Origin of the sequence: Kordia sp. (genome assembly GCF_050633145.1) — a bacterium.
Taxonomy (GTDB): domain Bacteria; phylum Bacteroidota; class Bacteroidia; order Flavobacteriales; family Flavobacteriaceae; genus Kordia.
The window spans coordinates 1-23,750 of the sequence record NZ_JBOEFY010000027.1 but is presented as its reverse complement, the minus strand read 5'-3'; the positions used below and the strand labels follow the sequence as shown (position 1 = coordinate 23,750).

Sequence of the window (23,750 nt, the reverse complement as noted above, 5' to 3'; positions counted from 1 at the left end):
ACTGTTGCTTTGTTTCAAAGAAATTTATTAATTTATTGACAAATAGCAACTCCATCACGAGTTCTAGGTTTTGTTTTTTCTTCATAATTCTCATCGCCTCCTTTAATTGAATCCAATTTTGTTAAAGAAGCAACATTAAGTTTTAGTAATTTTAATTGTTTTTTCATTTTTTTACGCATGATCAAATAGTTTTAAGATTTCTTTAAAGATAACTTTTTTTAAAAAAAACTCTGACATTTCCTAATCGCTTTGTCATATTTTTCAGTTGTTTAATGAGATTTAAAAAAGTGAATACAAGTTTTTGTTTGAAAATTCATATTGTTGATTGTGAGTTGTATAAATCAATTTCTAGTGTAAGTATCTGTATGTCTTAGGAGAAAATAAATGCTTCGCAACCAAAGCCAATTTATTCAATATTATGACAAATATGTTATAAAAGTATATGTGGAAAAATTGTAAACTAAAAACCCCAGTCGTACAACTGGGATTTTTCAATTTCATAATAATCAGTGTATATCTTCTTTAAGAAAGATATTGCTTTTAAGTAAATATTGTAGAAATATAACTTAACAACTTACTTCAGGTCAGGTGCAATCAGTATCTGGTTTCGTCTTTGGACCAGTACATGTTAATTCAGAATTGCCTCCCATACTTCCACCAGATCCAACGGATCTTCCTTTAATACTTTCCAATTTTGTTAAAGTAGCAATACTAAATTTTTGTAATACTAACTGCTTTTTTTTCGTTTTACGCATAGTCAAATAATTTTGTGATTTGATGTAAATGTATTATAAGTTTACAGGAATTAATGTGTGTTTTGTGCTGTGTTTCGTGCAATTTATAAATTGCATGCGTTTTATTTTTGTACCTATAGGATTATGCTTTCATCTCAATAATATTTTTAGTTTGTTTAATAAAATCTGAGGGTTGAATGTTTGTTTTTCTTTTAAAAGCTCTTGCAAAAGATTGTGAATTATTAAAGCCAACTTCCAATGCAATTGCTTTAATAGTATATAGGCGAAAGTGTTTGTCTGTTTGAATCTTGTCAATTGCATAATCGATGCGTAAATCGTTCAAGTATTCAGCAAATTTTTTGTTTTTATAAGTATTGATCACTTTGGAAAGATAGGCAGAGTTAGTTTTGAAACGTTTAGATAAACTGGGTAATGTAATATCTGGTTTTATATACGCATGTTTTACTTCAAAATTATTCAATGATGTTAATAGTTGATCAATTACATCTTTACCAAGACCAATTTCAGTAGCTTCTTCATTAACAATCTTAATAGGTTGTTTAGGTGTTTCAATAGCTTTTTCGTGATTTCTAACAAACTCTTGAAATCGTTTTTTTATTTGTCGTTGTTTAGTGTAAAATGCAGTTAACGCAAAAATGAAGATGCAAAAAACGATCAAAGCAATAATTTTAAATGTCACATATTTTTTATCTTTCCGATTCAATGCTTCATTCAATTTTTTCTGTTTTTCTATAAGCTTTCTACGATCAAATGTTTTTATAATTTTATTACTTAATGTTCTATAGTCTTTTTTATTAATATCGGAAGCAAGTAATGCTTTCTCAATGAAAAGGATTTCATTCGCTTTGTCTTTTTTTGTTTTATAGTAACTATACAAAGCTTTATATGTATTCATTATATTGGATGAAATATTGTATGGGTGTGCTGTAAAAACAGAGTCTACTTTTCTATAATGTAAAATGGCATCTTCTTTTTGTTGTAGCGAATCATATGCTTTTGCAATATGGAAAAGCCCATTGATAACGACTCGTTTTTCTATATTTCCTTCCAAAATGCTCATTGAGTTCTTTATAAGTTTAATGGCCTCTGGATATTTTTTTTGATGAAAAAAAATAATTCCTTTATTTAATGTGAAAATTTGAAGTATTAAAGGATCATTGCTTTTGAGTGCTAAATTGTATCCTTTGTTGTTATAAATTATGGCAGAATCTATTGCTTGCGTTTCTATATAAATATCTGCAATAGAGAAGTGTGAATTTAAAAAATCAAGTTCATCTCGGTTTGGGTTGTTCAATTCATATTCATAGCATTCTTTGTAAATTTGCAATGCTTCATCATACAGCTCTAAATGTCGTTTTAGAATTCCTATATTGTGTTTGTTAACATATACTAATTCTATATTATTATTGGTTTCTGCATATTCAATAGCTTTCAAGTGGTTTTCTAATGCGTCTTTATAATTTCCTTTCTCAGATAAAATGGCTCCTTTATATGTGTATAAAATAGCAGGATAGCGCATGTTTTTTAAATCCTTACTTATCTCAATAGCTTTGTCGTAAAAGGTGAAACTTTTCTTATAATTATGATCATAGGCAAATCCTAGCAATTCATACCCTTTGGTCATTTCTAAAGGAATGTTAGCTTTTGTTGCCTTTGCGATATAGGATTTAGCATAAATAAATCGTCGAATAGAATCTTTTCGATCTGCATCAAAAGCAGCTTTCAACTCTTTATAAGATTTAGATTGTAGCGAATCAGGAATACTAAATTTAAATTCTTGCTGTGCAAAAGAAAAAGCGCAGAAGAAAAAAAATATGGAGGAAAGCAGTGTATTTGCTAATGTAAAAGAGAAATACTTCTGAGTAAATTTAGTCATCATAATAGGTAGTAGTCGTAAACTTTATGTGAATGGCTCTGTCTAAATATAGTAGTTTTTTTGTTAATAACGTTACAGTAAATTCGCAAGAAAAGTTTAAAAAATAGAATCTGTCAATTTATAAATTGATAGCTGCAATTCATAAAAAGCAAAATAGAACACTTTTTTAGCTCAAAATACAAACCTAATTTTACCCTGTTGCAACACTTCATATACACTGCTTAACTAGCTAAAGTATATATGAAAAACAAAGGAGTCATTCGGAAAATCCTAAGTTCTATATAGAATAAAAGAGTACGAAAAAAAACCATAAATTAAATTATTATGAAAATAAAGTATATAAAGTTATTCTTCTTGTCACTATTAATTGTAGGCTTGAATTCATGTTCTAAAGATGAAGCTTTTGATGCAGAAAACGATCCAATAGCATTAGATAAAATAGACGTCAGTAAACAATCTGTAGAACACCAAGCATTATTTGAATATGCACGATTAATGTCTATTGCAATTAATAAGCATGATAATATGAATGATCTATTGCAGCAAGAAGCATTGCGACTAGAAAAACGCGGATATTACGAACAAGAATTTTTTGTAGGAATGCAAGGGAAATCTGAAATGAAAGATTTTTCAGGGAAATCATTAAATCAAGTTTTGGCAAATATTGATGAAGCAAAGTCAAATGTAAATATCAAAGAGTTTTTAAATGTGAACCCTGGAATGTCTGTACTGTTAGCTGGAGATAGACACACAAAAACATTTACAAACCGAGTGTATGTTGATAATAACTTTGACGATAGCGATCCAATGGAAGTTGTTCACTATTATGAAAATGGAGTGATGCATACTGAATTATTATCTGTATATCGTTATGAAAAGTCGTTTGTAGTACGAAATAGTGAAGTATATCAAGGAGTAACAACAAGCGGATTGGATAAGTCAGATAGAGGCAGTGCTGTATTATTTACTTATGATGATGGAAGATCGGTTGTAGTAAATGCAGGATCTATTGAACCTCCAAACTCTAAACTTTATGATAATGGAAGTCCATTTATAGGAGATGAAGATCCAGGAGATGATGACGATCCATATGTAGGAGGCGGAAATACAGGAGGAGGAAGTCCAGGGTCTGGAACACCAGGATCAGGGACGCCAGGATCTGGAACACCGTGTGGAGAAGACTGTGAGCGCGACTGCGAAAATGGAACAGAAAACTTATGGAGATTCAGAACAACTGATGATTACGACGGATTCTTAGCCGGTAAAGGAGAATGGTTCTTTGTAATTATATGGGCAGATGGAGCTAATTATACCATTCAAAATGGTGCGGTAGTAACAAGTGGATCGGCGCTAAGTTACATTCGCACTGGTCAAATCACAAAAGTAACTGGTGACGATACTTGGTTTTACCCAAATTTTAGCTCCATCATTTGGAATCCTCATGCTAGTACTACAAACCCAAAGCCAGATGGAAACCGTATGAAAGTAGTATGTTTTGAGTCAGATGGAGGACGCACAAAAAACTTTGAAACAAAGTTGAGTTTTAAAGTGTTTGATATTATTGATGTAGAATTGCCAATCGATTTTACTATTAATAATGGCGATGATCTAATTGGAGAATATATCGTTGAATATTGCCACGATATTGGTTCTGGAGGATTTATCTACCATCCAGCATCAGCTGTAGATGTACAACACAACGAAAGATAAAAAAATAAGTTTTTAGGTTAAAAGCTGTTCGATGCGTAATACATTACAAATCGAACAGCTTTCTATATTTAAAAGAATTATATCTTAAAAGTAATCACAGGTCGCAACGAATGATTTACCAAATCTTCACTAATACTTCCATTAAAGAAATGCGCCAATCCTTGTCTTCCGTGTGTGCTCATTCCAATTAAATCGGCATCGATAGAACGAGAAAAATTCAAAATTCCCGTTTCAATTTTACTGTCATTATAAATATGTAATTCATGCTCGCCAAGTTCATCAAAGCCATCAATAAAGGTTTTCATTTTCTTCTCGGCGGCATCGGTAGTTACAAAACGGTTAGGAGTGTTTACAAACAGTAAATGAAGTTTTGCATTAAAATTATTTGCAAAATCAATTGCTTGTTCAAACACTAATTTCTGATCTTCGGAAAAATCTGAAGCAAATACAAAATTAGCGACAGAAAAATTTTCAATATGATTCTTAATTACCAAAACTGGTGCATCAGCAGTACGTACAACTTTCTCTGTATTTGATCCAATAAACATTTCTTTCAATCCAGAAGCACCACTTGATCCCATAACAACTAAGTCAATTTCGTGTTGACGAATTGCTTGTGTAATTCCGTCGAAAGCTTTATGTGTTTCTACAGTAATATCTACGTTGACATCTTTCATAAAATCTTGCGCCATCGTTTTTTCAAAACGTTCGTTCGCAATTTTCATAAACAATAGTTGTTCGGGTACATTTACATTAGTATCGCCAGATAAAAAATGTGTAGGCAACTCTAACATGTGCAACAAGTAAATAGTTGCATCATTTTGTTTCGCTAAAGAAGCAGCTACTTTTAGTGCATATTCAGCTTGATCTGAAAAATCGGTTGGAAGAAGAATTTTTTTCATTACGGATACATTTTTATAGATACATGGAAGTTACAAATAAAAACCTTTAGTTGAATAGTTTTTAAGATTAGAAAAAATGTGTATATTTGCACCGTTATACGAAGTAAAGACTAAAAATGAGGGGACATAAGTCCCCTCTTTTCATACTAAAAATGTTTAAAGAAAAGGTTACAAAATTATTGCAAGAAGTACTAGAAGAAGAGTCTTCGTTGTTCTTAATTTCCAAGGAAATAAAGGCTGGAAACAAGATTGTGGTTGTGATTGATGGCGATAACGGAGTTACATTAAGCGATTGTATGAAGGTCAGTCGACATATTGAGCATAACCTAGATAGAGAAGAAGAAGATTTTTCTTTAGAAGTATTTTCTTCCGGAATCTCTGAAGGAATTACACACATTCGTCAATACAAGAAAAATGTGGGTAGAAAACTAGAAGTAATTATCGAAGACAGTTCAAAAGTAGAAGGTACTTTAGTAACTGCCGATGATGAAAAAATAAAATTACAATGGAAAGCGCGCGAGCCAAAACCCATTGGAAAAGGAAAAGTGACAGTTCAAAAAGAACTGGAAATACCTTATAAAGATATTGTAAAAGCAAAAGTTATGGTAACATTTTAATTAAAGACATGTCATGGAGAATCTAGCATTGATTGACTCGTTTTCAGAGTTTAAAGACGATAAGCTAATAGATCGAGTAACGCTAATGGCGATATTGGAGGATGTTTTTAGAAATGCATTAAAAAAGAAATTTGGATCAGATGACAATTTTGACATCATTATAAATCCCGATAAAGGAGATTTAGAAATTTGGAGAAACAGAATTGTAGTTGCAGATGGAGAAGTAGAAGAGCCAAATCAAGAAATAGAGCTTGCAGAAGCACGAAAAATTGAGCCAGATTTTGAAGTTGGTGAAGATGTGTCTGAAGAAGTAAAATTAATCGACTTAGGAAGAAGAGCAATTTTAGCCCTACGTCAAAATTTAATTTCAAAAATACACGAACACGATAATACAACAATCTATAAGCAATTTAAAGATTTAGTAGGAGACATATATACTGCAGAAGTGCATCACATTAGACACAGAGCAGTTATTTTGTTAGATGATGAAGGAAACGAAATCGTGTTGCCAAAAGAAAACCAAATTCCATCTGATTTCTTCCGTAAAGGAGAAAATGTAAGAGGAATTATTGACAGAGTAGACTTAAAAGGAAATAAGCCTATGATTGTCATGTCGAGAACGGCGCCAGAATTCTTGGAAAAATTATTTGAACAAGAAATTCCAGAAGTTTTTGACGGATTAATTACAGTTAAAAAAGTAGTAAGAATTCCAGGTGAAAAAGCAAAAGTAGCTGTAGATTCTTATGATGATAGGATCGATCCTGTGGGAGCATGTGTGGGAATGAAAGGTTCTCGTATCCATGGAATCGTGAGAGAGTTAGGGAACGAAAATATAGATGTAATCAATTACACAACAAATTTACAACTATATATAACGCGTGCCTTAAGTCCAGCAAGAGTGAGTTCGTTAAAAATTAACGAAGAAACAAAGCGTGTTGAAGTATTCTTAAAACCAGAAGAAGTTTCAAAAGCAATCGGTAAAGGTGGATTTAACATTCGATTAGCAGGACAGCTTACAGGATATGAAATAGATGTATATCGTGAAGGTGTTGAAGAAGATGTTGAATTAACTGAGTTCTCTGATGAAATTGAAGCTTGGGTAATAGAAGAATTTAAGAAAATAGGTTTAGATACTGCAAAAAGTGTCTTAGATCAAGAAATGGACTTCCTTGTAAAACAAACGGATTTAGAGGAAGAAACTGTTGGGGAAGTAATACGAATTCTAAAAGAGGAGTTCGAAGATTAATCAAAAGCAGTTTTTTATTTAAAAAGAGGGTAAAATTTAAAATAGCTTATGGCTGAACAGAACAAAATAAGGCTTAGTAAAGTACTACGCGAATTAAATATTTCGATCGATAGAGCTGTCGACTTCTTGACGCAGAAAGGGGTTTCTGTGGAAAAAAGACCAACGACAAAAATATCGCAAGAAGTATACAATGTGCTACTTGATGGTTTCCAGACCGACAAGAGTAAAAAAGTAGCTTCTAAAGAGCTTGGAGAAGAGAAAAGGAAGGAGAAAGAAGCATTGCGAGAACAACTTGTAAAAGAGCAAGAAGAAGCGCAACGTTTACGTGAAGAGCGTGAAAAAGTAGTGCGTGCTAAAGCAAACTTATCTGGACCGAAAACGATTGGAAAAATAGATCTAAACCCTCAAAAAGATACATCGTCTACGGAAAAGAAAGAAACTGCGCCAGCACCAGCAGAGCCAGCACCAAAAGCTCCTGAGCAAAAAGTTCAAGAAAAGTCTAAGCCAAAGCAAGAAGAAAAAGCGCCAGAGAAACCAAAGCCTTCACATAATAAAAATGAGAAGAAGCCGCAGCGACCTGAAGTAATTTCTAACAGGCCAAAATTTTCAAAGCCTAAGCAAGTTCAAAAAGTTGAGCCAAAACAAAAAACTGTAGAGAAGCCTGCTGCTACGAAAGAGGTTAAAGCAGAAGTTACTCCTACTGCTCCTGTTGCTGCAGAACCTGAGAAAAAGGTAATTGAAACAAAATACCAAAAACTCTCTGGTCCAAAAATGACAGGTCAAAAAATTGACTTGACTCAGTTTAACAAAACGAAAAAGAAGAAAGAAGATTCTAAAAAAGAATCGGAAGCAGATAAAAGAAAGAAGCGTAAGCGTATTTCTAAAACTGGTTCTGGTGGAAATAATAATAACAACCGTTCTGGTGGAAACAACCGATTTGGAAACAAAGGTGGTGGAAGCGGAGGCGGAAACCGAGGTGGTGGAAACCGAAGAGGTGGAGGAAACCGTAAACCACCTGTGGTTAAAGTTGAACCAACAGAAGAAGAAGTACAAAAACAAGTACGTGAAACGCTTGAAAAACTTCAAGGGAAAAGCAGCAAATCAAAAGGTGCTAAGTATCGTAGAGACAAGCGTGATATCCGTAGGCAGAAAACGGAGGAAGATTTAGAGCAACAAGCAGCAGAAAGCAAAGTATTAAAAGCAACAGAATTTGTAACTGTTGGAGAACTTGCTACAATGATGGATGTTGGTATCAATGATATTATCTCTAAATGTATGATGTTGGGAATCATGGTAACCATGAACCAGCGTCTAGATGCAGATACCTTAACAATAGTTGCAGAAGAATTTGGATTCTCGGTAGACTTCGTATCAGCAGATATTGAAGAAGCTATTCAGGAAGAAGAAGATGCACCAGAAGATTTATCAGCAAGAGCGCCAATTGTAACGGTGATGGGTCACGTAGATCACGGTAAAACATCGCTACTAGATCATATTCGTAAAGAAAATGTTATTGCAGGTGAATCAGGAGGAATTACACAGCATATTGGAGCGTATGGAGTATCGCTTGAAAGTGGACAACGAATTACATTCTTAGATACACCAGGTCACGAAGCCTTTACGGCGATGCGTGCACGTGGTGCGAAAGTAACCGATATCGCAATTATTGTAATTGCTGCGGATGATGATGTAATGCCACAAACAAAAGAAGCAATCAGTCACGCACAAGCAGCTGGTGTTCCAATTGTATTTGCAATCAACAAAATTGATAGACCAACAGCAAATCCAGATAAAATTAAAGAGAAACTAGCAGCAATGAACTTGTTGGTAGAAGATTGGGGTGGAAAAATTCAATCGCATGATATCTCTGCAAAAACTGGTTTAGGTGTTGATGACTTATTAGAAAAAGTATTGCTTGAAGCAGAGTTATTAGAGTTGCAAGCAAATCCAGATAAAAATGCGGTAGGAACTGTAGTAGAAGCATTCTTAGACAAAGGTCGTGGATATGTATCAACTATTCTTGTTCAAAACGGTACATTAAAAATTGGAGATTATCTATTGGCTGGTAAGCATAGTGGAAAAATCAAAGCAATGTTTGATGAGCGTGGTAACAAAGTGAAAACTGCCAATCCTTCAACGCCAGTATCAATTCTTGGTTTAGATGGTGCGCCACAAGCAGGTGATAAGTTCAATGTATTCGTAGATGAAAAAGATGCGAAACAAATTGCTGCAAAGCGTACGCAATTACTCAGAGAACAATCTGTAAGAACGCAGCGTAGAACAACATTATCTGATATTGGTAGAAGAATCAAAATTGGAGACTTTAAAGAATTAAACATTATTCTTAAAGGTGATGTAGATGGTTCGGTTGAAGCTTTAACAGATTCATTCCAAAAACTATCTACAGAAGAAATTGAAGTAAAAATCATTCACAAAGGTGTTGGTGCAATTACGGAAAGTGATGTGTTGCTAGCAAGTGCTTCTGATGCGATTATTATCGGATTTAATGTAAGACCTGCAGGAAATGCAAGAATGGTTGCTGATAAAGAAGAAATTGATATCAGAGCATACTCAATTATCTATGATGCTATCAACGATGTAAAAGATGCAATGGAAGGCTTATTGTCGCCAGAAATGAAAGAAGAAATCACAGGTAATGCTGAAATTAGAGAAACATTCAAAATCTCTAAAATTGGTACAATTGCTGGATGTATGGTTACAGATGGTAAGATTTTTAGAAACTCTAACATTCGATTGATTCGTGATGGAGTTGTAATCTTTACAGGGGAATTAGCTTCTTTAAAACGTTTCAAAGACGATGTAAAAGAAGTAAGCAAAGGATACGATTGTGGATTGCAAGTTAAAAACTATAACGACATCAAAGAAGGTGATATTGTAGAAGCATTCCAAGAAGTTGCAGTGAAGAAAAAGCTGAAATAATATATACACAAGTATAAAAGAAAAAAAAGGATCGCATTTGCGATCCTTTTTTTTATATAAATTAGTTTTTAAAGCTAATTTTTCTTCTTCTTTTTTAGAGGTGTAAAAATAAATGCGTTAGGAAACGTTTCTTTAACTTCTACTAAATATCGTTCTGCTTCTAATCTATTTCTAAAATTTCCTACCCAAACTTTATAATTAGGTGTTTCAAATTTAATATTTGCAGGGATATCTTTTTCGTGTGATTTCTCAAATTCTCGCTTTGCTCTCTCTGCATTTTTAAGATTTCCGTTAAAGATTTGAATCTTCAAACGATTGTCATTGTCTGTTTCTTGGTTAATTTCCTTCTGATATGTAAGTAATTTATCAATATTTGGGTCTTTAGAGATGGTAATCTCTCCTTGTTGTGCAAATGCGAATCCGGCACAGAAAAGTGCTGAAACGGTAAAAATGGTGCTTTTTTTAATAGCTAAAAATCTCATAATGAATACAATTTTATACAAATGTAAAATAACCTAACGAACAAACATGCTAAAATCTTATTTAGAATTACTATAAATTAACAATTAAGAGTTCACTATAATTTCGCAAATTCAACGCTATTTGTATTTTTGCTCAAATTTGGAACAAGCATGAGTGTCTAAGTTAAAAATATACTTAGAAAAAACCATGCCAAATTAAGAAGACTTTAAGATATGAAAAAGGTGAATCACCGCAATTCAATTTCAAGAATTTTAGGAACCGCACTAGCGCTGATGTTAGTATTTTCAGCTTCTGCATTTGCACAAGACGATGCGGCGGTTACAGCTGGTAAAGCTTTGTTTAATGCAAACTGTGCTGCTTGTCATAAGTTAGATAGTAAGTCAACTGGTCCTGCGTTAAGAGGTGTGGAAGCACGTTTGGCAGAAGAGGAAGGCTTAGATCGAGAATGGTTATACAAATGGATTAAGAATAGTTCAGCGTTAATCAAATCAGGAGATAAGTATGCAAACAAGGTGTTTAATGATAACAAGAAAAGTATCATGACGCCATTTCCTACATTGAAAAATGAGGATATAGATAACATCTTGGCGTATACAGCTCAGCCAAAACCAACGCCAATAAAATCTAAAGTAGATCCAAGTACAGAGACTGCTGGTGGAGGTTTTTCTACACAAGTAGTATTAATTGCTTTAATTGTTTTATTCGGTCTATTAGCATTAGGATTGTTCTTAGTGAACAAAACACTTCGAAAGTTTGCAACGGCTAATGGAACGTTAAACTTAGAAGAGGAGGTTAAGAAGCCTTCACTTTGGAAAGCATTTGTTCACAATCAATTCTTAGTGATTGTAACTGTGATCTTCTTTATGTTGGGAGCAGCGTACTTTGCGTATGGATACTTTATGCAAGTTGGAGTTGATGAAGGATATCAGCCAATACAACCAATTCACTTCTCGCACAGAATTCACGCAGGTGATAATAAAATAGAGTGTAAGTACTGTCACTCTTCTGCTAGAGTAAGTAAGACTTCAGGAATTCCATCTTTAAATGTTTGTATGAACTGTCATAAAAACATTGCACAAGTTTCAGATGATGTGCAGCAAGAAGGTGTTGTTAAATACGGAGTGGACTACAATAAACAAATTCAAGAATTATACGGAGCTACAGGTTGGGATCCAACAGAGCAAGATTATGTAAATGAACCTAAGCCAGTAAAATGGATACGTGTTCATAATTTACCTGACTTTGTATATTTCAATCACTCGCAACACGTTTCAGTTGCAGGAGTAGAATGTCAGACATGTCACGGAGAAATTCAAGAAATGGAAATAGTTGAACAGCATGCGCCATTAACAATGGGATGGTGTATCAACTGTCACAGAGATACAGATGTGAATTTCAAAGGAAATGCATATTACGACAAAATTCACGAGCAGTTAAAAGAAAAATATGGTGTTGAAACATTCAAAGCAGCTAAAATGGGTGCCTTAGAATGTGGAAAATGTCACTATTAATATTAATTAAGAAGCTAATTTTATATATATAATATGGCATCAAACAAGAAATACTGGAAAAGTGTTGAAGAGCTAAATGAGAATAGTTCTATTGTTGAGGCACTTAGACAGAATGAGTTTGTAGAAGAAGTTCCTGTAGATGAATTCTTAGGGGATAAAGAGACGTTAGAGTCTTCTTCAACTTCTCGTAGAGACTTTCTTAAATACGTTGGTTTTAGTACAGCCGCAGCTACACTTGCTGCCTGTGAAGGACCAGTAATCAAATCGATTCCTTATGTAGTGCAACCAGAAACTATTATTCCTGGTGTAGCAGACTATTATGCAACAACAATTGCAGATGGATACGATTTTGCTAGTATCTTAATTAAAACAAGAGAAGGTCGTCCAATCAAAGTAGAAAACAATAAAGAAGCAGCTACTAAAGGAAGTGCAAATGCAAGAGTTCACGCATCTGTATTATCTTTATATGATAGCATGAGGGTGAAAAATCCAAAAATTGACGGAAAAGATGCTTCTTGGGAAACGTTAGATGCTGAAGTTGGTCAAAAATTAAATCAAATCAGTGCTTCTGGAAAACAAATTGTTTTACTAACACAAACTTTTGCAAGTCCATCTGTAGCTAAATTAGTTGGAGAGTTCAAAGCAAAGTATGGAAATGTAAACCATGTAGTATATGATGCGGTTTCTGAATCAACTGCTTTAGATGCGTTTGAAGCGAAGTATGGTGAAAGAGCATTAGCTGATTACGATTTTTCTAAAGCTGAAATAATTGTATCTGTCGGAGCAGACTTCTTAGGAGACTGGCAAGGTGGTGGATATGATGACGGATATGCTAAAGGAAGAATTCCACACGGAAAAAAAGGACATCAAAAAATGTCAAGACACGTCCAGTTTGAGGCGAATATGACATTGTCTGGAGCAAATGCTGATAAGCGTGTGCCATTATCTGTAGCAGATCAGAAAGTAGCATTGGCAAAAATTTATGCAGGTGTTACTGGGAACAGTGTTTCAGGAAGACAATTGTCTGACAAAGCAGAAAGTGCAATCAAAAATGCAATCGGTCAAATTAAAATGGCTGGGTCAAAAGCTGTTGTAGTATCTGGAATCAATGATGTAGATGCACAAAGCGTAGTGTTGGCAATTAATGAAACAATTGGTAGCGAAGTTTTTGATAAAGAAGCACCACGTAAAATAAGACAAGGAAATGACAAGGCTGTAGCAAAACTTATCAGTGATATGAAAGGTGGCGCTGTTGGCGGAATCATTATGGCAGGAGTAAATCCTGTATATACATTAGCAAACGGCGATGAATTTGCCGAAAGCTTAAAAGGATTAGATTTAGCGGTAACGTTTACTCAAAAAGAAGATGAGACTGCTTTAAATACGAAATATGTAGCTGCGACTCCACATTACTTAGAATCTTGGGGAGATGTAGAGCTTAAAAAAGGTCACTACAGTCTTACGCAACCTACAATTCGTCCATTATTTGATACAAGACAATTTCAAGACGCTTTATTAAAGTGGACTGGAAATGACAAAGCATACTATCAATACTTAAGAGAAAGTTGGACTGCCGATATTTTAGGCGGAACACCTTGGAATCAAGCAGTACATGATGGAGTATTCAAAACAACTGCTACAGTTAGTTTAGCTGAGGAAGCAAATGTTGCTATAGAAGCTGCGGATGCTGCTGAAGAAAACGAAACAGAAGAAGTTGCAACAACTACTACTGATGTTTCTGCACAAGCTAGAAAATTAGCTGGAACTGCACAAGCTTCAGGAATGGAGTTAGTATTGTATACAAAAACAGGAATGGGAGACGGACAGCAAGCAAATAACCCTTGGTTGCAAGAATTCCCTGATCCAATTACTAGAGCTTCTTGGGATAACTACTTAACAATTTCTAAAGCAGACGCTGAAGCGAAAGAAATAAAAAACTGGAATGTTGCAAATGGAGGTTTAAACGGTTCGTATGCGAAAATTACCGTAAATGGAGTCGATTTAAAAGTTCCAGTAATCATTCAGCCAGGTCAAGCGCCAGGAACAGTTGGTTTAGCATTAGGTTACGGTAAAAAAGCCGGGATCAAAAAAGACATGCAAACAGGAGTGAATGCTTATAAAGTGTATAACAACTTTAACAGTGTTCAAAATGTTTCAATTGGTGGTGCAGAAGGAGCGCATGAATTTGCATGTGTGCAGTTGCACAATACCTTAATGGGTAGAGGTGATATCGTTAAAGAAACGACTTTAGAGATATTTAATACATATTCTAAACTTGATAAGAAACATGGATGGAATATTCCGCCACATGTATCTAGAGATCATGAAATGATTGATGCTACGAGTCAAGAAGCAGATATGTGGGCTAAGTTTGATCGTTCTGTTGGACATCACTTCAACTTATCGATAGACTTAAACGCTTGTACAGGTTGTGGAGCATGTGTAATTGCATGTCACGCTGAAAACAATGTGCCAGTAGTTGGTAAAACGGAAGTAAGAAGAAGTAGAGATATGCACTGGTTGCGTATTGATAGATATTATTCATCTGAAGAAACATTCTCTGAAGACGATAAAAAGAAAGAAGAATTTAGTGGATTATTTGGAGAGAAAGGTTCATTAGGTGGTTTCGTGGAATTGGAAGATCCTTCAGCGAATCCTCAAGTGGCTTTCCAACCTGTAATGTGTCAACACTGTAATCACGCACCATGTGAAACAGTATGTCCAGTAGCAGCAACATCACACGGACGTCAAGGTCAAAACCATATGGCATATAACCGTTGTGTTGGAACTCGTTACTGTGCAAACAACTGTCCATATAAAGTACGTCGATTCAACTGGTTCTTATACAACAAGAATGATGAGTTTGACTACCACATGAACAATGACTTAGGTCGTATGGTATTAAACCCTGATGTAGTTGTACGTTCTAGAGGTGTGATGGAAAAATGTTCTATGTGTATTCAAAAAACACAAAAAACAATCTTGGATGCAAAACGTGAAGGTCGCCAAATCAAAGATGGTGAATTCCAAACAGCGTGTTCTTCGGCGTGTAGCTCTGGAGCAATGGTATTTGGAGATCTTAACGATAAGTCAAGTAAAGTTGCTGAATTGCATGAAGATGACCGTATGTACCATTTATTGGAGCATGTAGGAACAAAACCAAATGTTCAGTATCACGTAAAAGTGAGAAACACTTAAGAAGAAGCATAAAAAAATAATTAATAAGAAATAATTATAAACTGATTATGGCGTCGCATTACGAAGCACCTATAAGAAAACCCTTAGTAACTGGAGATAAATCATATCATGATGTAACTCTTGATATTGTAGCTCCAGTAGAAGGAAAAGCAAATAAGCAATGGTGGATAGTATTCTCAATTGCTTTGGTAGCATTCCTTTGGGGAATTGGATGTATCATTTATACAATCTCTACCGGAATTGGAGTTTGGGGTCTTAACAAAACCGTTGGTTGGGCTTGGGATATTACAAACTTTGTTTGGTGGGTTGGTATTGGTCACGCAGGAACACTGATTTCTGCTGTACTTTTACTCTTCCGTCAAAAATGGAGAATGGCAATTAACCGTTCTGCGGAAGCCATGACCATATTCTCGGTAGTGCAAGCAGGATTGTTCCCAATCATTCACATGGGACGTCCTTGGTTAGCATATTGGGTATTGCCAATTCCAAACCAATTTGGATCACTCTGGGTAAACTTTAACTCACCACTACTTTGGGATGTATTTGCAATCTCTACGTATTTATCTGTATCATTAGTATTCTGGTGGACAGGTTTACTTCCAGATTTTGCAATGATTAGAGATAGAGCGGTAAAACCTTTCCAAAAGAAAATATACAGCTTAGTTAGTTTCGGATGGAGTGGACGTGCAAAAGATTGGCAACGTTTTGAAGAAGTATCATTGGTACTTGCAGGTTTAGCAACACCATTAGTACTTTCTGTACATACAATTGTATCGTTTGACTTCGCAACGTCAGTTATACCAGGATGGCATACTACAATCTTCCCACCATACTTTGTGGCAGGAGCGATTTTCTCAGGATTTGCCATGGTAAACACCTTATTAATCATTATGAGAAAAGTATGTAATATGGAAGACTATATTACATTACAACACATCGAACTAATGAACATTGTAATCATGATTACAGGTTCTATCGTAGGATGTGCATATATTACTGAGTTATTTATTGCATGGTATTCTGGAGTAGAATATGAGCAGTATGCATTCTTAAACAGAGCAACAGGTCCTTACTGGTGGGCATATTGGGCAATGATGACATGTAATGTGTTCTCTCCACAATTTATGTGGTCTAAGAAATTAAGAACAAGTATTATGTTCTCTTTCATAATCTCTATTGTTGTAAACATTGGAATGTGGTTTGAGCGTTTCGTAATTATCGTAACATCATTACACAGAGATTATCTTCCATCTTCATGGACGATGTTTTCACCAACGTTTGTAGATATAGGAATATTTATTGGTACGATCGGTTTCTTCTTTGTATTGTTCTTACTATACTCAAGAACATTCCCTGTAATTGCACAGGCAGAAGTAAAATCAATCTTAAAATCATCAGGAGAAAAATATAAAAAACTAAGAGACGGTAACCATGAGTAGTAAAGTAATACAAGCAATGTATACCGATGACGATGTGCTAATGTCAGCAGTGAAAAAAGTACGTCAAGAAAATCATCATATCGAAGAAGTGTATACACCATTTCCTGTACACGGACTAGACAAAGCGATGGGATTAGAGCCTACACGACTTGCCATTACAGCATTCATATATGGATGTATTGGATTGTCTGTTGCAGTTACCATGATGTACTATATCATGATTAAAGATTGGCCGCAAAACATTGGAGGAAAGCCAAGTTTTTCTTTCTTAGAAAATATGCCAGCATTTGTACCAATTATGTTTGAAATGACGGTATTCTTTGCAGCGCATTTAATGGTAATCACTTTTTACTTAAGAAGTAGATTGTGGCCATTTAAAGAAGCTGAAAACCCAGACCCAAGAACAACAGATGATCACTTTTTAATGGAAGTATCAGTTCATGGAGATGAAGAAGAGTTAAAAGCACTTTTATTAGAAACTGGTGCTACAGAAATTAAAGTTACAGAAAAGCATTAATAAGAATTATGAAGAGCCTTATAAAAATAGGAGTCATTTTTGGAGCAGCGTTGCTTGTGACTTCATGCTTTGATAAATCACAGCCAAACTATCAGTATTTTCCAAATATGTATGAATCTGTAGGCTATGAAGCATATCAAGAAGTTAATGGTGTGCCTTATGGAGGATTCGAATCTAAAATGGAAGCACAAATTCCTGCTGATGGAAGTGTGAAAAGAGGTTGGATGCCTTATGAGTATGACAATACAAATGAAGGATATGAAGCAGCAAAAATTGAATTGAAAAATCCATTAGTAGCTTCTGAAGAAAATCTAGCAAAAGGAAAAGAGCTTTACGGACTTTACTGTGCCATTTGCCATGGAAATAAAGGTGATGGACAAGGAACTTTAGTAAAGCGCGAAAAATTCTTAGGGATACCTAAATACAATGATTCTGTAAGAGGAATTACTGAAGGAAGTATTTATCATGTAATTATGTATGGTAAAAACAATATGGGATCGCACGCTAATCAATTAAATACAGAAGAACGCTGGCAAGTTGTTGATTATGTATTAAAATTGAAATTAGAATTAAAATAAGACCAATAACGATATAGAATTATATACAATGTATACGTTTTCAAATAGATTAAGACTTTTTGCAATTATTTCATTTGCGCTTGGAGCTATCATGGTAGGGTTGAGTTTTTATAACACACCTGCAGATATTCCTGAGATGAAAGCAATGGAAGCAGCTCATGGACATGATTCAGGTCATGGAGAAGCAAAACATGATGATGGAAAAACAGCACATCATGACGATCAAAAAACAGATGCTGCACACGCAACAGAAGATCATCATGCTGAAAAAACTGCTGATGCTCATGGAGCAGAAGCTGGTCATCACGGTGATGCACATGCGGACGAACACAAACTAGGTCAATTACAAAACAAACCTTGGGCAGCTATATATGTTGCTGCATTCTTCTTTATGATGATTTCTCTTGGAGTATTAGCATTCTATGCAATACAACGAGCAGCGCAAGCTGGATGGTCTCCAGTATTATTTAGAGTTATGGAAGGTATTGGATCGTACATTATTCCAGGAACAATTACGATTATTATATTAATTGCGATTTCAGTGGGTGAATTAAACCACTTATTTCACTGGATGGATCCAGAATTGATAATGCCTGACAATGATAAATTTGACAAACTTACCTACGGAAAAAGTGCTTGGTTAAACGGAACAGGATTCATCATCAGAGCTGTAATATATAGTTCTATTTGGATTGTGTATAGTATTCTTTCAAGACGCTTCTCATCTCGTCAAGATGATGCAACAGATAACAGCAACTTCAAGAAAAACTTCAGATTGGCTGCGGTATTCTTAGTATTATTCTTAATCTCAGAATCTATGATGTCTTGGGACTGGATTATGTCTTTCGATCACCACTGGTTTAGTACATTATTTGGATGGTACGTATTTGCAAGTATGTTTGTATCTGGAATCACGGTAATCGCATTAGTTACAATATATCTTAAATCAAGAGGATATTTAGAATATGTAAATGATAGCCATTTACACGATTTAGCAAAATTTATGTTCGGTATTAGTATTTTCTGGACATACTTATGGTTCTCTCAATTCATGTTAATCTGGTACTCAAACATCCCAGAAGAAGTAACATACTTCCTTACAAGAATTGACGACTATAATCTACCATTCTTTGGAATGTTAGCTTTAAACTTAATATTCCCATTATTAATCTTAATGAATAGTGATTTCAAGAGGTTAAATTGGATTATTGTAATCGCAGGAGTTATAATCCTATTCGGTCACTATATAGATGTATTCAACATGGTAATGCCAGCAACGGTAGGACCAAATTGGTCACTTGGATTGGCAGAAATAGGAGCAGTATTATTATTCCTAGGATTATTCATCTTTGTAGTGTTTACAGCATTGACAAAGAAACCATTATTGGCAAAGCGAAATCCGTTTATTGAAGAAAGTAAACAATTTCATTATTAATTAATTTCAAAACAGTATAAAATAAGATGACTACTGGTTTACTAACGTTTATAGTACTTATCCTAATTGCAATCGCAATTTGGCAGTTGACGAAGATATTTGACTTATCACAAGCGAAAGCTGATAATACTCAAATAGCGAATGACAAGGATAATAACATCAATGGATACCTTATGATGGGATTCTTGATGTTCATATACATCATCACGATAGTTTGTTTCTGGAAATGGGGAGATTTGCCACTAATCGGAAATTCAGCTTCTGAACATGGAACAAGTGTAGATACATTGATGATCATATCAATGGTATTGATCTTTTTCGTGCAAACAATTACACAAGCTTTATTACACTATTTTGCTTTCAAATACAGAGGTAAAAAAGGAAGAAAAGCATTGTACTATGCTGATAATGATAAATTAGAATTTATTTGGACAATTATTCCAGTAATTACATTAGCAGGTTTAATTCTTTATGGATTGTTTACTTGGAATGAAATCATGGATGTAAACATGGATGATGATCCAATCGTAGTAGAATTATATGCACAACAGTTCAACTGGAAAGCTAGATACGCTGGAGAAGACAATGTTCTTGGAAAAGCAAATGTTCGTTTAATTGACTTAGGCGATAATCCAAATATCTTAGGTTTAGACAGAGAGGACAAGTATGCTCAAGATGATATCATTGTACAAGAACTGCATTTGCCAGTTGGTAGAAAAGTAGTATTTAAAATGCGTTCACAAGACGTATTACACTCTGCTTACATGCCACACTTCAGAATGCAAATGAACTGTGTTCCTGGGCAAACTACTGAATTTGCAATGAAACCTACAAAAACAACTGTAGAAATGCGCGAAACACCTAAAATTATCAATAAGGTGAGTCGTATCAATTTAATCAGAGCAGAGAAAAGTAAAAAACTAGTTGACGAAGGTCAAGAAGCTTTAGAGCCTTACGAATTCGATTTCCTTTTATTATGTAATAAAATTTGTGGTGAATCTCACTACAATATGCAAATGAAAGTAATTGTAGAAAGCCAAGAAGATTACGATAAGTGGATTGCACAGCAAGCAACTTTCGGAAAATAAAATAAATAAAAAATAAATTTAAAGATATAATATATAGATATGTCAGCAACAGCAGCACACGCAGGAGATCACGGACACGACGATCACGGACATCATCATAAAGAGACATTCATGACTAAATATATATTTAGTCAAGATCACAAAATGATTGCCAAGCAGTATCTAATCACAGGTACTATCATGGGAGTTATTGGGGTTATGATGTCTATATTTTTCCGTATGCAAATTGCATGGCCAAAAGAATCATTTACAATATTTGAAATGTTCTTAGGGAATTGGGCACCTGATGGAGTATTAAGTGCTGATAAATATTTAGCATTAGTTACCATTCACGGTACCATCATGGTATTCTTTGTACTAACGGCAGGACTAAGTGGTACATTTAGTAACTTACTAATTCCATTGCAAATTGGAGCTCGCGATATGGCTTCAGGTTTCTTAAACATGATATCATACTGGTTATTCTTTATTTCAAGTGTAATCATGATATTATCTTTATTTGTTGAAGGTGGAGCAGCATCTGCAGGTTGGACAATATATCCTCCTTTAAGTGCGTTACCAGAAGCAATTCCTGGATCAGGATTAGGAATGACATTATGGTTAGTATCAATGGCAATATTTATTGCATCTTCTTTACTAGGATCATTAAACTACATCGTTACGGTAATCAACCTTAGAACAAAAGGAATGTCTATGACAAGATTGCCATTAACAATTTGGGCATTCTTTGTAACAGCTATTATTGGTGTTGTATCATTCCCAGTATTATTATCAGCAGCTTTATTATTAATATTTGATAGAAGTTTTGGAACATCATTCTATCTGTCAGACATATTTATACAAGGTGAAGTATTGCATTATCAAGGTGGATCGCCCGTACTATTTGAACACTTATTCTGGTTCTTAGGGCATCCTGAAGTATATATTGTACTACTTCCAGCATTAGGTATAACCTCCGAAATTATAGCCACCAATTCGCGAAAACCGATTTTCGGATATCGAGCCATGGTCGCCTCAATTTTGGCAATTGCATTCTTATCTACAATTGTTTGGGGTCACCACATGTTTATCTCAGGAATGAATCCATTCCTAGGATCTGTATTTACATTTACAACACTATTAATTGCCATACCATCCGCGGTAAAAGCATTTAACTATATCACTACGCTCTGGAAAGGTAACTTGCAGTTAAACCCTGCGATGTTATTCTCTATCGGATTAGTATCTACATTCATCACTGGTGGATTAACAGGTATTATTTTAGGTGATAGTACATTAGATATTAACGTGCATGATACGTACTTTGTAGTAGCGCATTTCCACTTGGTGATGGGTATCTCTGCACTATACGGAATGTTTGCAGGTATATATCACTGGTTCCCGAAAATGTTTGGTAGAATGATGAATAAAAACTTAGGTTATATTCACTTCTGGGTAACAGCAGTCTGTGCTTACGGAGTATTCTTCCCAATGCACTTTATTGGAATGGCAGGATTACCAAGACGTTATTATACAAACTCAGAATTTCCATTATTCGACGATTTAGCAGACGTAAATGTTGTAATCACATTATTTGCTATTGTTGGTGGAATCTTCCAGTTGGTATTCTTATACAACTTCTTTAGTAGTATATTCTACGGAAAGAAAGCACCTCAAAACCCATGGAGATCAAATACATTAGAGTGGACAACTCCTGTAGAGCATATTCATGGAAACTGGCCAGGAGAAATTCCTCATGTACACCGTTGGGCGTATGATTATAGTAAACCAGGACATGATGATGACTTTGTTCCTCAAACAGTCCCAATGAAAGAAGGTGAAGAAGAGTTACATCACTAAAATCTCCACGAAAATAAAGATCTCATAGAAATCAAAGTTTCAAGTGAGTAAAATATATACAAAGAGTCGTTTAAATTTTAAACGACTCTTTTTTTTTGAGTATTACAATGATACGCAATAGTCTCCTTGCCTTGGTCCACTGCTAAATACACAATAATCATTGTAGGCATTTATACAATGACATCCATTTGGACATAAGACATCGCATCTAAATGGAAACATTCCGCCATTAATTTCTCTTTGTACTTCTTTTGATAAAGGTTTTAAACCTTCCAATTGTAAAATGTTTTTTAACATGATTAAATAATTTTTGGTTATATAAAATGTGATATTATTACTTTTTATTTCGAAATAAAAATCCTACATGTCTATTTTTATAAAAGTCGAGATATAGCCAGATGTTGAAATTGTAAAAACAACAAAGTTCTAATCATGATGCTATGGTGTTTTTCTCTTATCTTTGTTATGAAGCTGTTATATGTAGAAGTAGAAGAATAATGGCTTATATCTGAACACAAATCTTTATGAACGAACACTTAAATCCCAATAGCGATAACTACTCGCCAGAAGAATTAGACGTTGAAAAAGCATTAAGACCATTATCTTTTGAAGACTTTACAGGACAAGATCAAGTACTAGAAAATTTACAAGTCTTCGTACAAGCCGCAAATCTTCGTGATGAAGCATTAGATCATACCTTATTTCACGGACCTCCCGGATTAGGAAAAACAACACTAGCACATATTCTAGCAAACGAACTTGGTGTAGGTATCAAGGTAACTTCGGGACCTGTATTAGATAAGCCAGGCGACTTAGCAGGTTTGCTTACCAATCTTGATGAACGTGATGTGTTATTTATAGATGAAATACATCGACTTAGCCCAATAGTAGAAGAATATCTCTACTCGGCAATGGAAGATTATAAGATTGATATCATGATTGAATCTGGACCAAATGCTAGGACAGTTCAAATCAACCTCAATCCATTTACACTAGTTGGAGCTACCACACGTTCAGGATTATTAACAGCACCAATGCGTGCACGATTCGGAATCGCAAGTAGATTACAATACTATTCAACAGAATTGTTATCTACAATCGTTCAGCGAAGTGCACAAATACTCAATGTTCCAATAAGTATGGAAGCTGCTATTGAAATTGCAGGAAGGAGTCGTGGAACGCCGCGTATTGCAAACGCATTATTGCGTAGAGTGCGTGATTTTGCACAAATCAAAGGAAACGGTACTATTGATATAGAAATAGCACGATTCAGTCTAAAAGCATTAAATGTGGATGCATACGGTTTGGACGAAATGGACAATAGAATCCTATCCACAATTATTGACAAATTTAAAGGTGGACCAGTTGGAATTACAACCTTAGCAACGGCAGTTTCCGAAAGTGGTGAAACCATCGAAGAAGTGTACGAACCATTTCTCATACAACAAGGGTTCATCATCAGAACACCAAGAGGGAGAGAAGTCACTGAACTTGCTTACAAACATCTCGGAAGAGTAAAAGGTGGAACGCAAGGCGGACTTTTTTGAAATGAAAAATTCTAAATGTTGAATTTTAAATTGAAAAAAGGTTTCTTTTAAGAGCCAAGAGCCAAGAGC

Annotated in this window: 19 protein-coding genes; 13 read left to right on the top strand and 6 right to left on the bottom strand. The window is 34.8% G+C overall.

The window, feature by feature from the left end; all coding sequences use genetic code 11:
- Positions 1-32: 32 nt before the first annotated feature.
- From ACRBBL_RS14335 to ACRBBL_RS14325, 3 genes are all read right to left on the bottom strand, one after another.
- Positions 33-179, bottom strand: coding sequence for a hypothetical protein (locus tag ACRBBL_RS14335; protein WP_431369756.1), 147 nt, complete (start codon positions 177-179; stop codon positions 33-35).
- Positions 180-584: 405 nt separating this feature from the next.
- Positions 585-755, bottom strand: coding sequence for a hypothetical protein (locus ACRBBL_RS14330; protein WP_431369755.1), 171 nt, complete (start codon positions 753-755; stop codon positions 585-587).
- A 121-nt stretch (positions 756-876) separates the two neighbouring features.
- Positions 877-2,634, bottom strand: coding sequence for a helix-turn-helix domain-containing protein (locus tag ACRBBL_RS14325; RefSeq protein WP_431369754.1), 1,758 nt, complete (start codon positions 2,632-2,634; stop codon positions 877-879).
- 321 nt (positions 2,635-2,955) lie between these two features.
- Between ACRBBL_RS14325 and ACRBBL_RS14320 the strand changes: the two genes are divergently transcribed.
- Positions 2,956-4,341, top strand: a complete 1,386-nt coding sequence (locus ACRBBL_RS14320) for a hypothetical protein (protein ID WP_431369753.1) — start codon at positions 2,956-2,958, stop codon at positions 4,339-4,341.
- Positions 4,342-4,418: 77 nt separating this feature from the next.
- On the opposite strand, the gene ACRBBL_RS14315 is transcribed toward ACRBBL_RS14320, so the two are convergent.
- The gene (locus ACRBBL_RS14315; protein ID WP_431369752.1) at positions 4,419-5,243 is read right to left on the bottom strand and encodes a universal stress protein; all 825 of its coding nucleotides are present in this window, start codon (positions 5,241-5,243) and stop codon (positions 4,419-4,421) included.
- 152 nt (positions 5,244-5,395) lie between these two features.
- On the opposite strand from ACRBBL_RS14315, the gene rimP reads away from it, so the two are divergent.
- Genes rimP through infB form a run of 3 tightly spaced genes read left to right on the top strand, consistent with a single transcriptional unit; the run spans position 5,396 to position 10,046 of the window.
- Positions 5,396-5,860 (top strand): ribosome assembly cofactor RimP, encoded by a 465-nt coding sequence (rimP, locus tag ACRBBL_RS14310; RefSeq protein WP_431369751.1) that lies wholly within the window; start codon positions 5,396-5,398, stop codon positions 5,858-5,860.
- A 13-nt stretch (positions 5,861-5,873) separates the two neighbouring features.
- Positions 5,874-7,106, top strand: coding sequence for a transcription termination factor NusA (gene nusA, locus ACRBBL_RS14305; protein ID WP_431369750.1), 1,233 nt, complete (start codon positions 5,874-5,876; stop codon positions 7,104-7,106).
- A 48-nt stretch (positions 7,107-7,154) separates the two neighbouring features.
- Positions 7,155-10,046 carry a translation initiation factor IF-2 gene (gene infB, locus ACRBBL_RS14300; RefSeq protein WP_431369749.1) on the top strand — a complete coding sequence of 964 codons (2,892 nt, stop codon included), beginning with the start codon at positions 7,155-7,157 and terminating at the stop codon, positions 10,044-10,046.
- A 74-nt stretch (positions 10,047-10,120) separates the two neighbouring features.
- On the opposite strand, the gene ACRBBL_RS14295 is transcribed toward infB, so the two are convergent.
- Positions 10,121-10,528, bottom strand: coding sequence for an SPOR domain-containing protein (locus ACRBBL_RS14295; RefSeq protein ID WP_431369748.1), 408 nt, complete (start codon positions 10,526-10,528; stop codon positions 10,121-10,123).
- Between the two features lie 213 nt (positions 10,529-10,741).
- Here ACRBBL_RS14295 and ACRBBL_RS14290 point away from each other — a divergent pair, with 213 nt between their 5' ends.
- From ACRBBL_RS14290 to ACRBBL_RS14255, 8 genes are read left to right on the top strand one after another with little or no spacing between them, the layout of a single operon-like run.
- The gene (locus ACRBBL_RS14290; protein ID WP_431369747.1) at positions 10,742-12,040 is read left to right on the top strand and encodes a cytochrome c3 family protein; all 1,299 of its coding nucleotides are present in this window, start codon (positions 10,742-10,744) and stop codon (positions 12,038-12,040) included.
- A gap of 33 nt (positions 12,041-12,073) precedes the next feature.
- Positions 12,074-15,238, top strand: a complete 3,165-nt coding sequence (locus tag ACRBBL_RS14285; RefSeq protein ID WP_431369746.1) for a TAT-variant-translocated molybdopterin oxidoreductase — start codon at positions 12,074-12,076, stop codon at positions 15,236-15,238.
- Positions 15,239-15,285: 47 nt separating this feature from the next.
- Positions 15,286-16,677 (top strand): NrfD/PsrC family molybdoenzyme membrane anchor subunit, encoded by a 1,392-nt coding sequence (gene nrfD, locus ACRBBL_RS14280; RefSeq protein ID WP_108113223.1) that lies wholly within the window; start codon positions 15,286-15,288, stop codon positions 16,675-16,677.
- Positions 16,670-17,194: a DUF3341 domain-containing protein gene (locus tag ACRBBL_RS14275; RefSeq protein WP_431369745.1), complete on the top strand. Its 525-nt coding sequence runs from the start codon at positions 16,670-16,672 to the stop codon at positions 17,192-17,194. Before nrfD ends, ACRBBL_RS14275 begins: the two co-directional genes overlap by 8 nt.
- Positions 17,195-17,202: 8 nt before the next feature.
- A complete protein-coding gene (locus ACRBBL_RS14270) occupies positions 17,203-17,772 on the top strand; it encodes a c-type cytochrome (RefSeq protein ID WP_431369744.1) in 570 nt (189 codons plus the stop codon).
- 28 nt (positions 17,773-17,800) lie between these two features.
- Positions 17,801-19,207 (top strand): quinol:cytochrome C oxidoreductase, encoded by a 1,407-nt coding sequence (locus tag ACRBBL_RS14265; RefSeq protein WP_431369743.1) that lies wholly within the window; start codon positions 17,801-17,803, stop codon positions 19,205-19,207.
- A 26-nt stretch (positions 19,208-19,233) separates the two neighbouring features.
- Entirely contained in the window at positions 19,234-20,295 is a 1,062-nt protein-coding gene (locus ACRBBL_RS14260; RefSeq protein ID WP_431369742.1) for a cytochrome c oxidase subunit II, read from the top strand.
- 39 nt (positions 20,296-20,334) lie between these two features.
- On the top strand, positions 20,335-22,134 hold the full coding sequence (locus ACRBBL_RS14255) for a cytochrome c oxidase subunit I (RefSeq protein ID WP_431369741.1): 1,800 nt from the start codon (positions 20,335-20,337) through the stop codon (positions 22,132-22,134).
- 102 nt (positions 22,135-22,236) lie between these two features.
- Here ACRBBL_RS14255 and ACRBBL_RS14250 read toward each other — a convergent pair whose 3' ends face one another.
- Positions 22,237-22,431, bottom strand: a complete 195-nt coding sequence (locus ACRBBL_RS14250; protein WP_431369740.1) for a hypothetical protein — start codon at positions 22,429-22,431, stop codon at positions 22,237-22,239.
- A 227-nt stretch (positions 22,432-22,658) separates the two neighbouring features.
- On the opposite strand from ACRBBL_RS14250, the gene ruvB reads away from it, so the two are divergent.
- Entirely contained in the window at positions 22,659-23,681 is a 1,023-nt protein-coding gene (gene ruvB, locus ACRBBL_RS14245; protein ID WP_431369739.1) for a Holliday junction branch migration DNA helicase RuvB, read from the top strand.
- The last annotated feature ends 69 nt before the right edge of the window (positions 23,682-23,750 follow it).

What these genes read in the sequence shown, in the direction of transcription:
- nrfD (WP_108113223.1), top strand. Translation starts at nt 15,286, where the DNA reads ATGGCGTCGCATTACGAAGCACCTATAAGAAAACCCTTAGTAACTGGA.
- ACRBBL_RS14290 (WP_431369747.1), top strand. Translation starts at nt 10,742, where the DNA reads ATGAAAAAGGTGAATCACCGCAATTCAATTTCAAGAATTTTAGGAACC.
- ACRBBL_RS14275 (WP_431369745.1), top strand. Translation starts at nt 16,670, where the DNA reads ATGAGTAGTAAAGTAATACAAGCAATGTATACCGATGACGATGTGCTA.
- ACRBBL_RS14250 (WP_431369740.1), bottom strand. Translation starts at nt 22,431, where the DNA reads ATGTTAAAAAACATTTTACAATTGGAAGGTTTAAAACCTTTATCAAAA.
- nusA (WP_431369750.1), top strand. Translation starts at nt 5,874, where the DNA reads ATGGAGAATCTAGCATTGATTGACTCGTTTTCAGAGTTTAAAGACGAT.
- ruvB (WP_431369739.1), top strand. Translation starts at nt 22,659, where the DNA reads ATGAACGAACACTTAAATCCCAATAGCGATAACTACTCGCCAGAAGAA.
- ACRBBL_RS14320 (WP_431369753.1), top strand. Translation starts at nt 2,956, where the DNA reads ATGAAAATAAAGTATATAAAGTTATTCTTCTTGTCACTATTAATTGTA.
- rimP (WP_431369751.1), top strand. Translation starts at nt 5,396, where the DNA reads ATGTTTAAAGAAAAGGTTACAAAATTATTGCAAGAAGTACTAGAAGAA.
- ACRBBL_RS14325 (WP_431369754.1), bottom strand. Translation starts at nt 2,634, where the DNA reads ATGATGACTAAATTTACTCAGAAGTATTTCTCTTTTACATTAGCAAAT.
- ACRBBL_RS14330 (WP_431369755.1), bottom strand. Translation starts at nt 755, where the DNA reads ATGCGTAAAACGAAAAAAAAGCAGTTAGTATTACAAAAATTTAGTATT.
- ACRBBL_RS14295 (WP_431369748.1), bottom strand. Translation starts at nt 10,528, where the DNA reads ATGAGATTTTTAGCTATTAAAAAAAGCACCATTTTTACCGTTTCAGCA.
- ACRBBL_RS14255 (WP_431369741.1), top strand. Translation starts at nt 20,335, where the DNA reads ATGTCAGCAACAGCAGCACACGCAGGAGATCACGGACACGACGATCAC.
- ACRBBL_RS14285 (WP_431369746.1), top strand. Translation starts at nt 12,074, where the DNA reads ATGGCATCAAACAAGAAATACTGGAAAAGTGTTGAAGAGCTAAATGAG.
- ACRBBL_RS14270 (WP_431369744.1), top strand. Translation starts at nt 17,203, where the DNA reads ATGAAGAGCCTTATAAAAATAGGAGTCATTTTTGGAGCAGCGTTGCTT.
- ACRBBL_RS14315 (WP_431369752.1), bottom strand. Translation starts at nt 5,243, where the DNA reads ATGAAAAAAATTCTTCTTCCAACCGATTTTTCAGATCAAGCTGAATAT.
- infB (WP_431369749.1), top strand. Translation starts at nt 7,155, where the DNA reads ATGGCTGAACAGAACAAAATAAGGCTTAGTAAAGTACTACGCGAATTA.
- ACRBBL_RS14260 (WP_431369742.1), top strand. Translation starts at nt 19,234, where the DNA reads ATGACTACTGGTTTACTAACGTTTATAGTACTTATCCTAATTGCAATC.
- ACRBBL_RS14335 (WP_431369756.1), bottom strand. Translation starts at nt 179, where the DNA reads ATGCGTAAAAAAATGAAAAAACAATTAAAATTACTAAAACTTAATGTT.
- ACRBBL_RS14265 (WP_431369743.1), top strand. Translation starts at nt 17,801, where the DNA reads ATGTATACGTTTTCAAATAGATTAAGACTTTTTGCAATTATTTCATTT.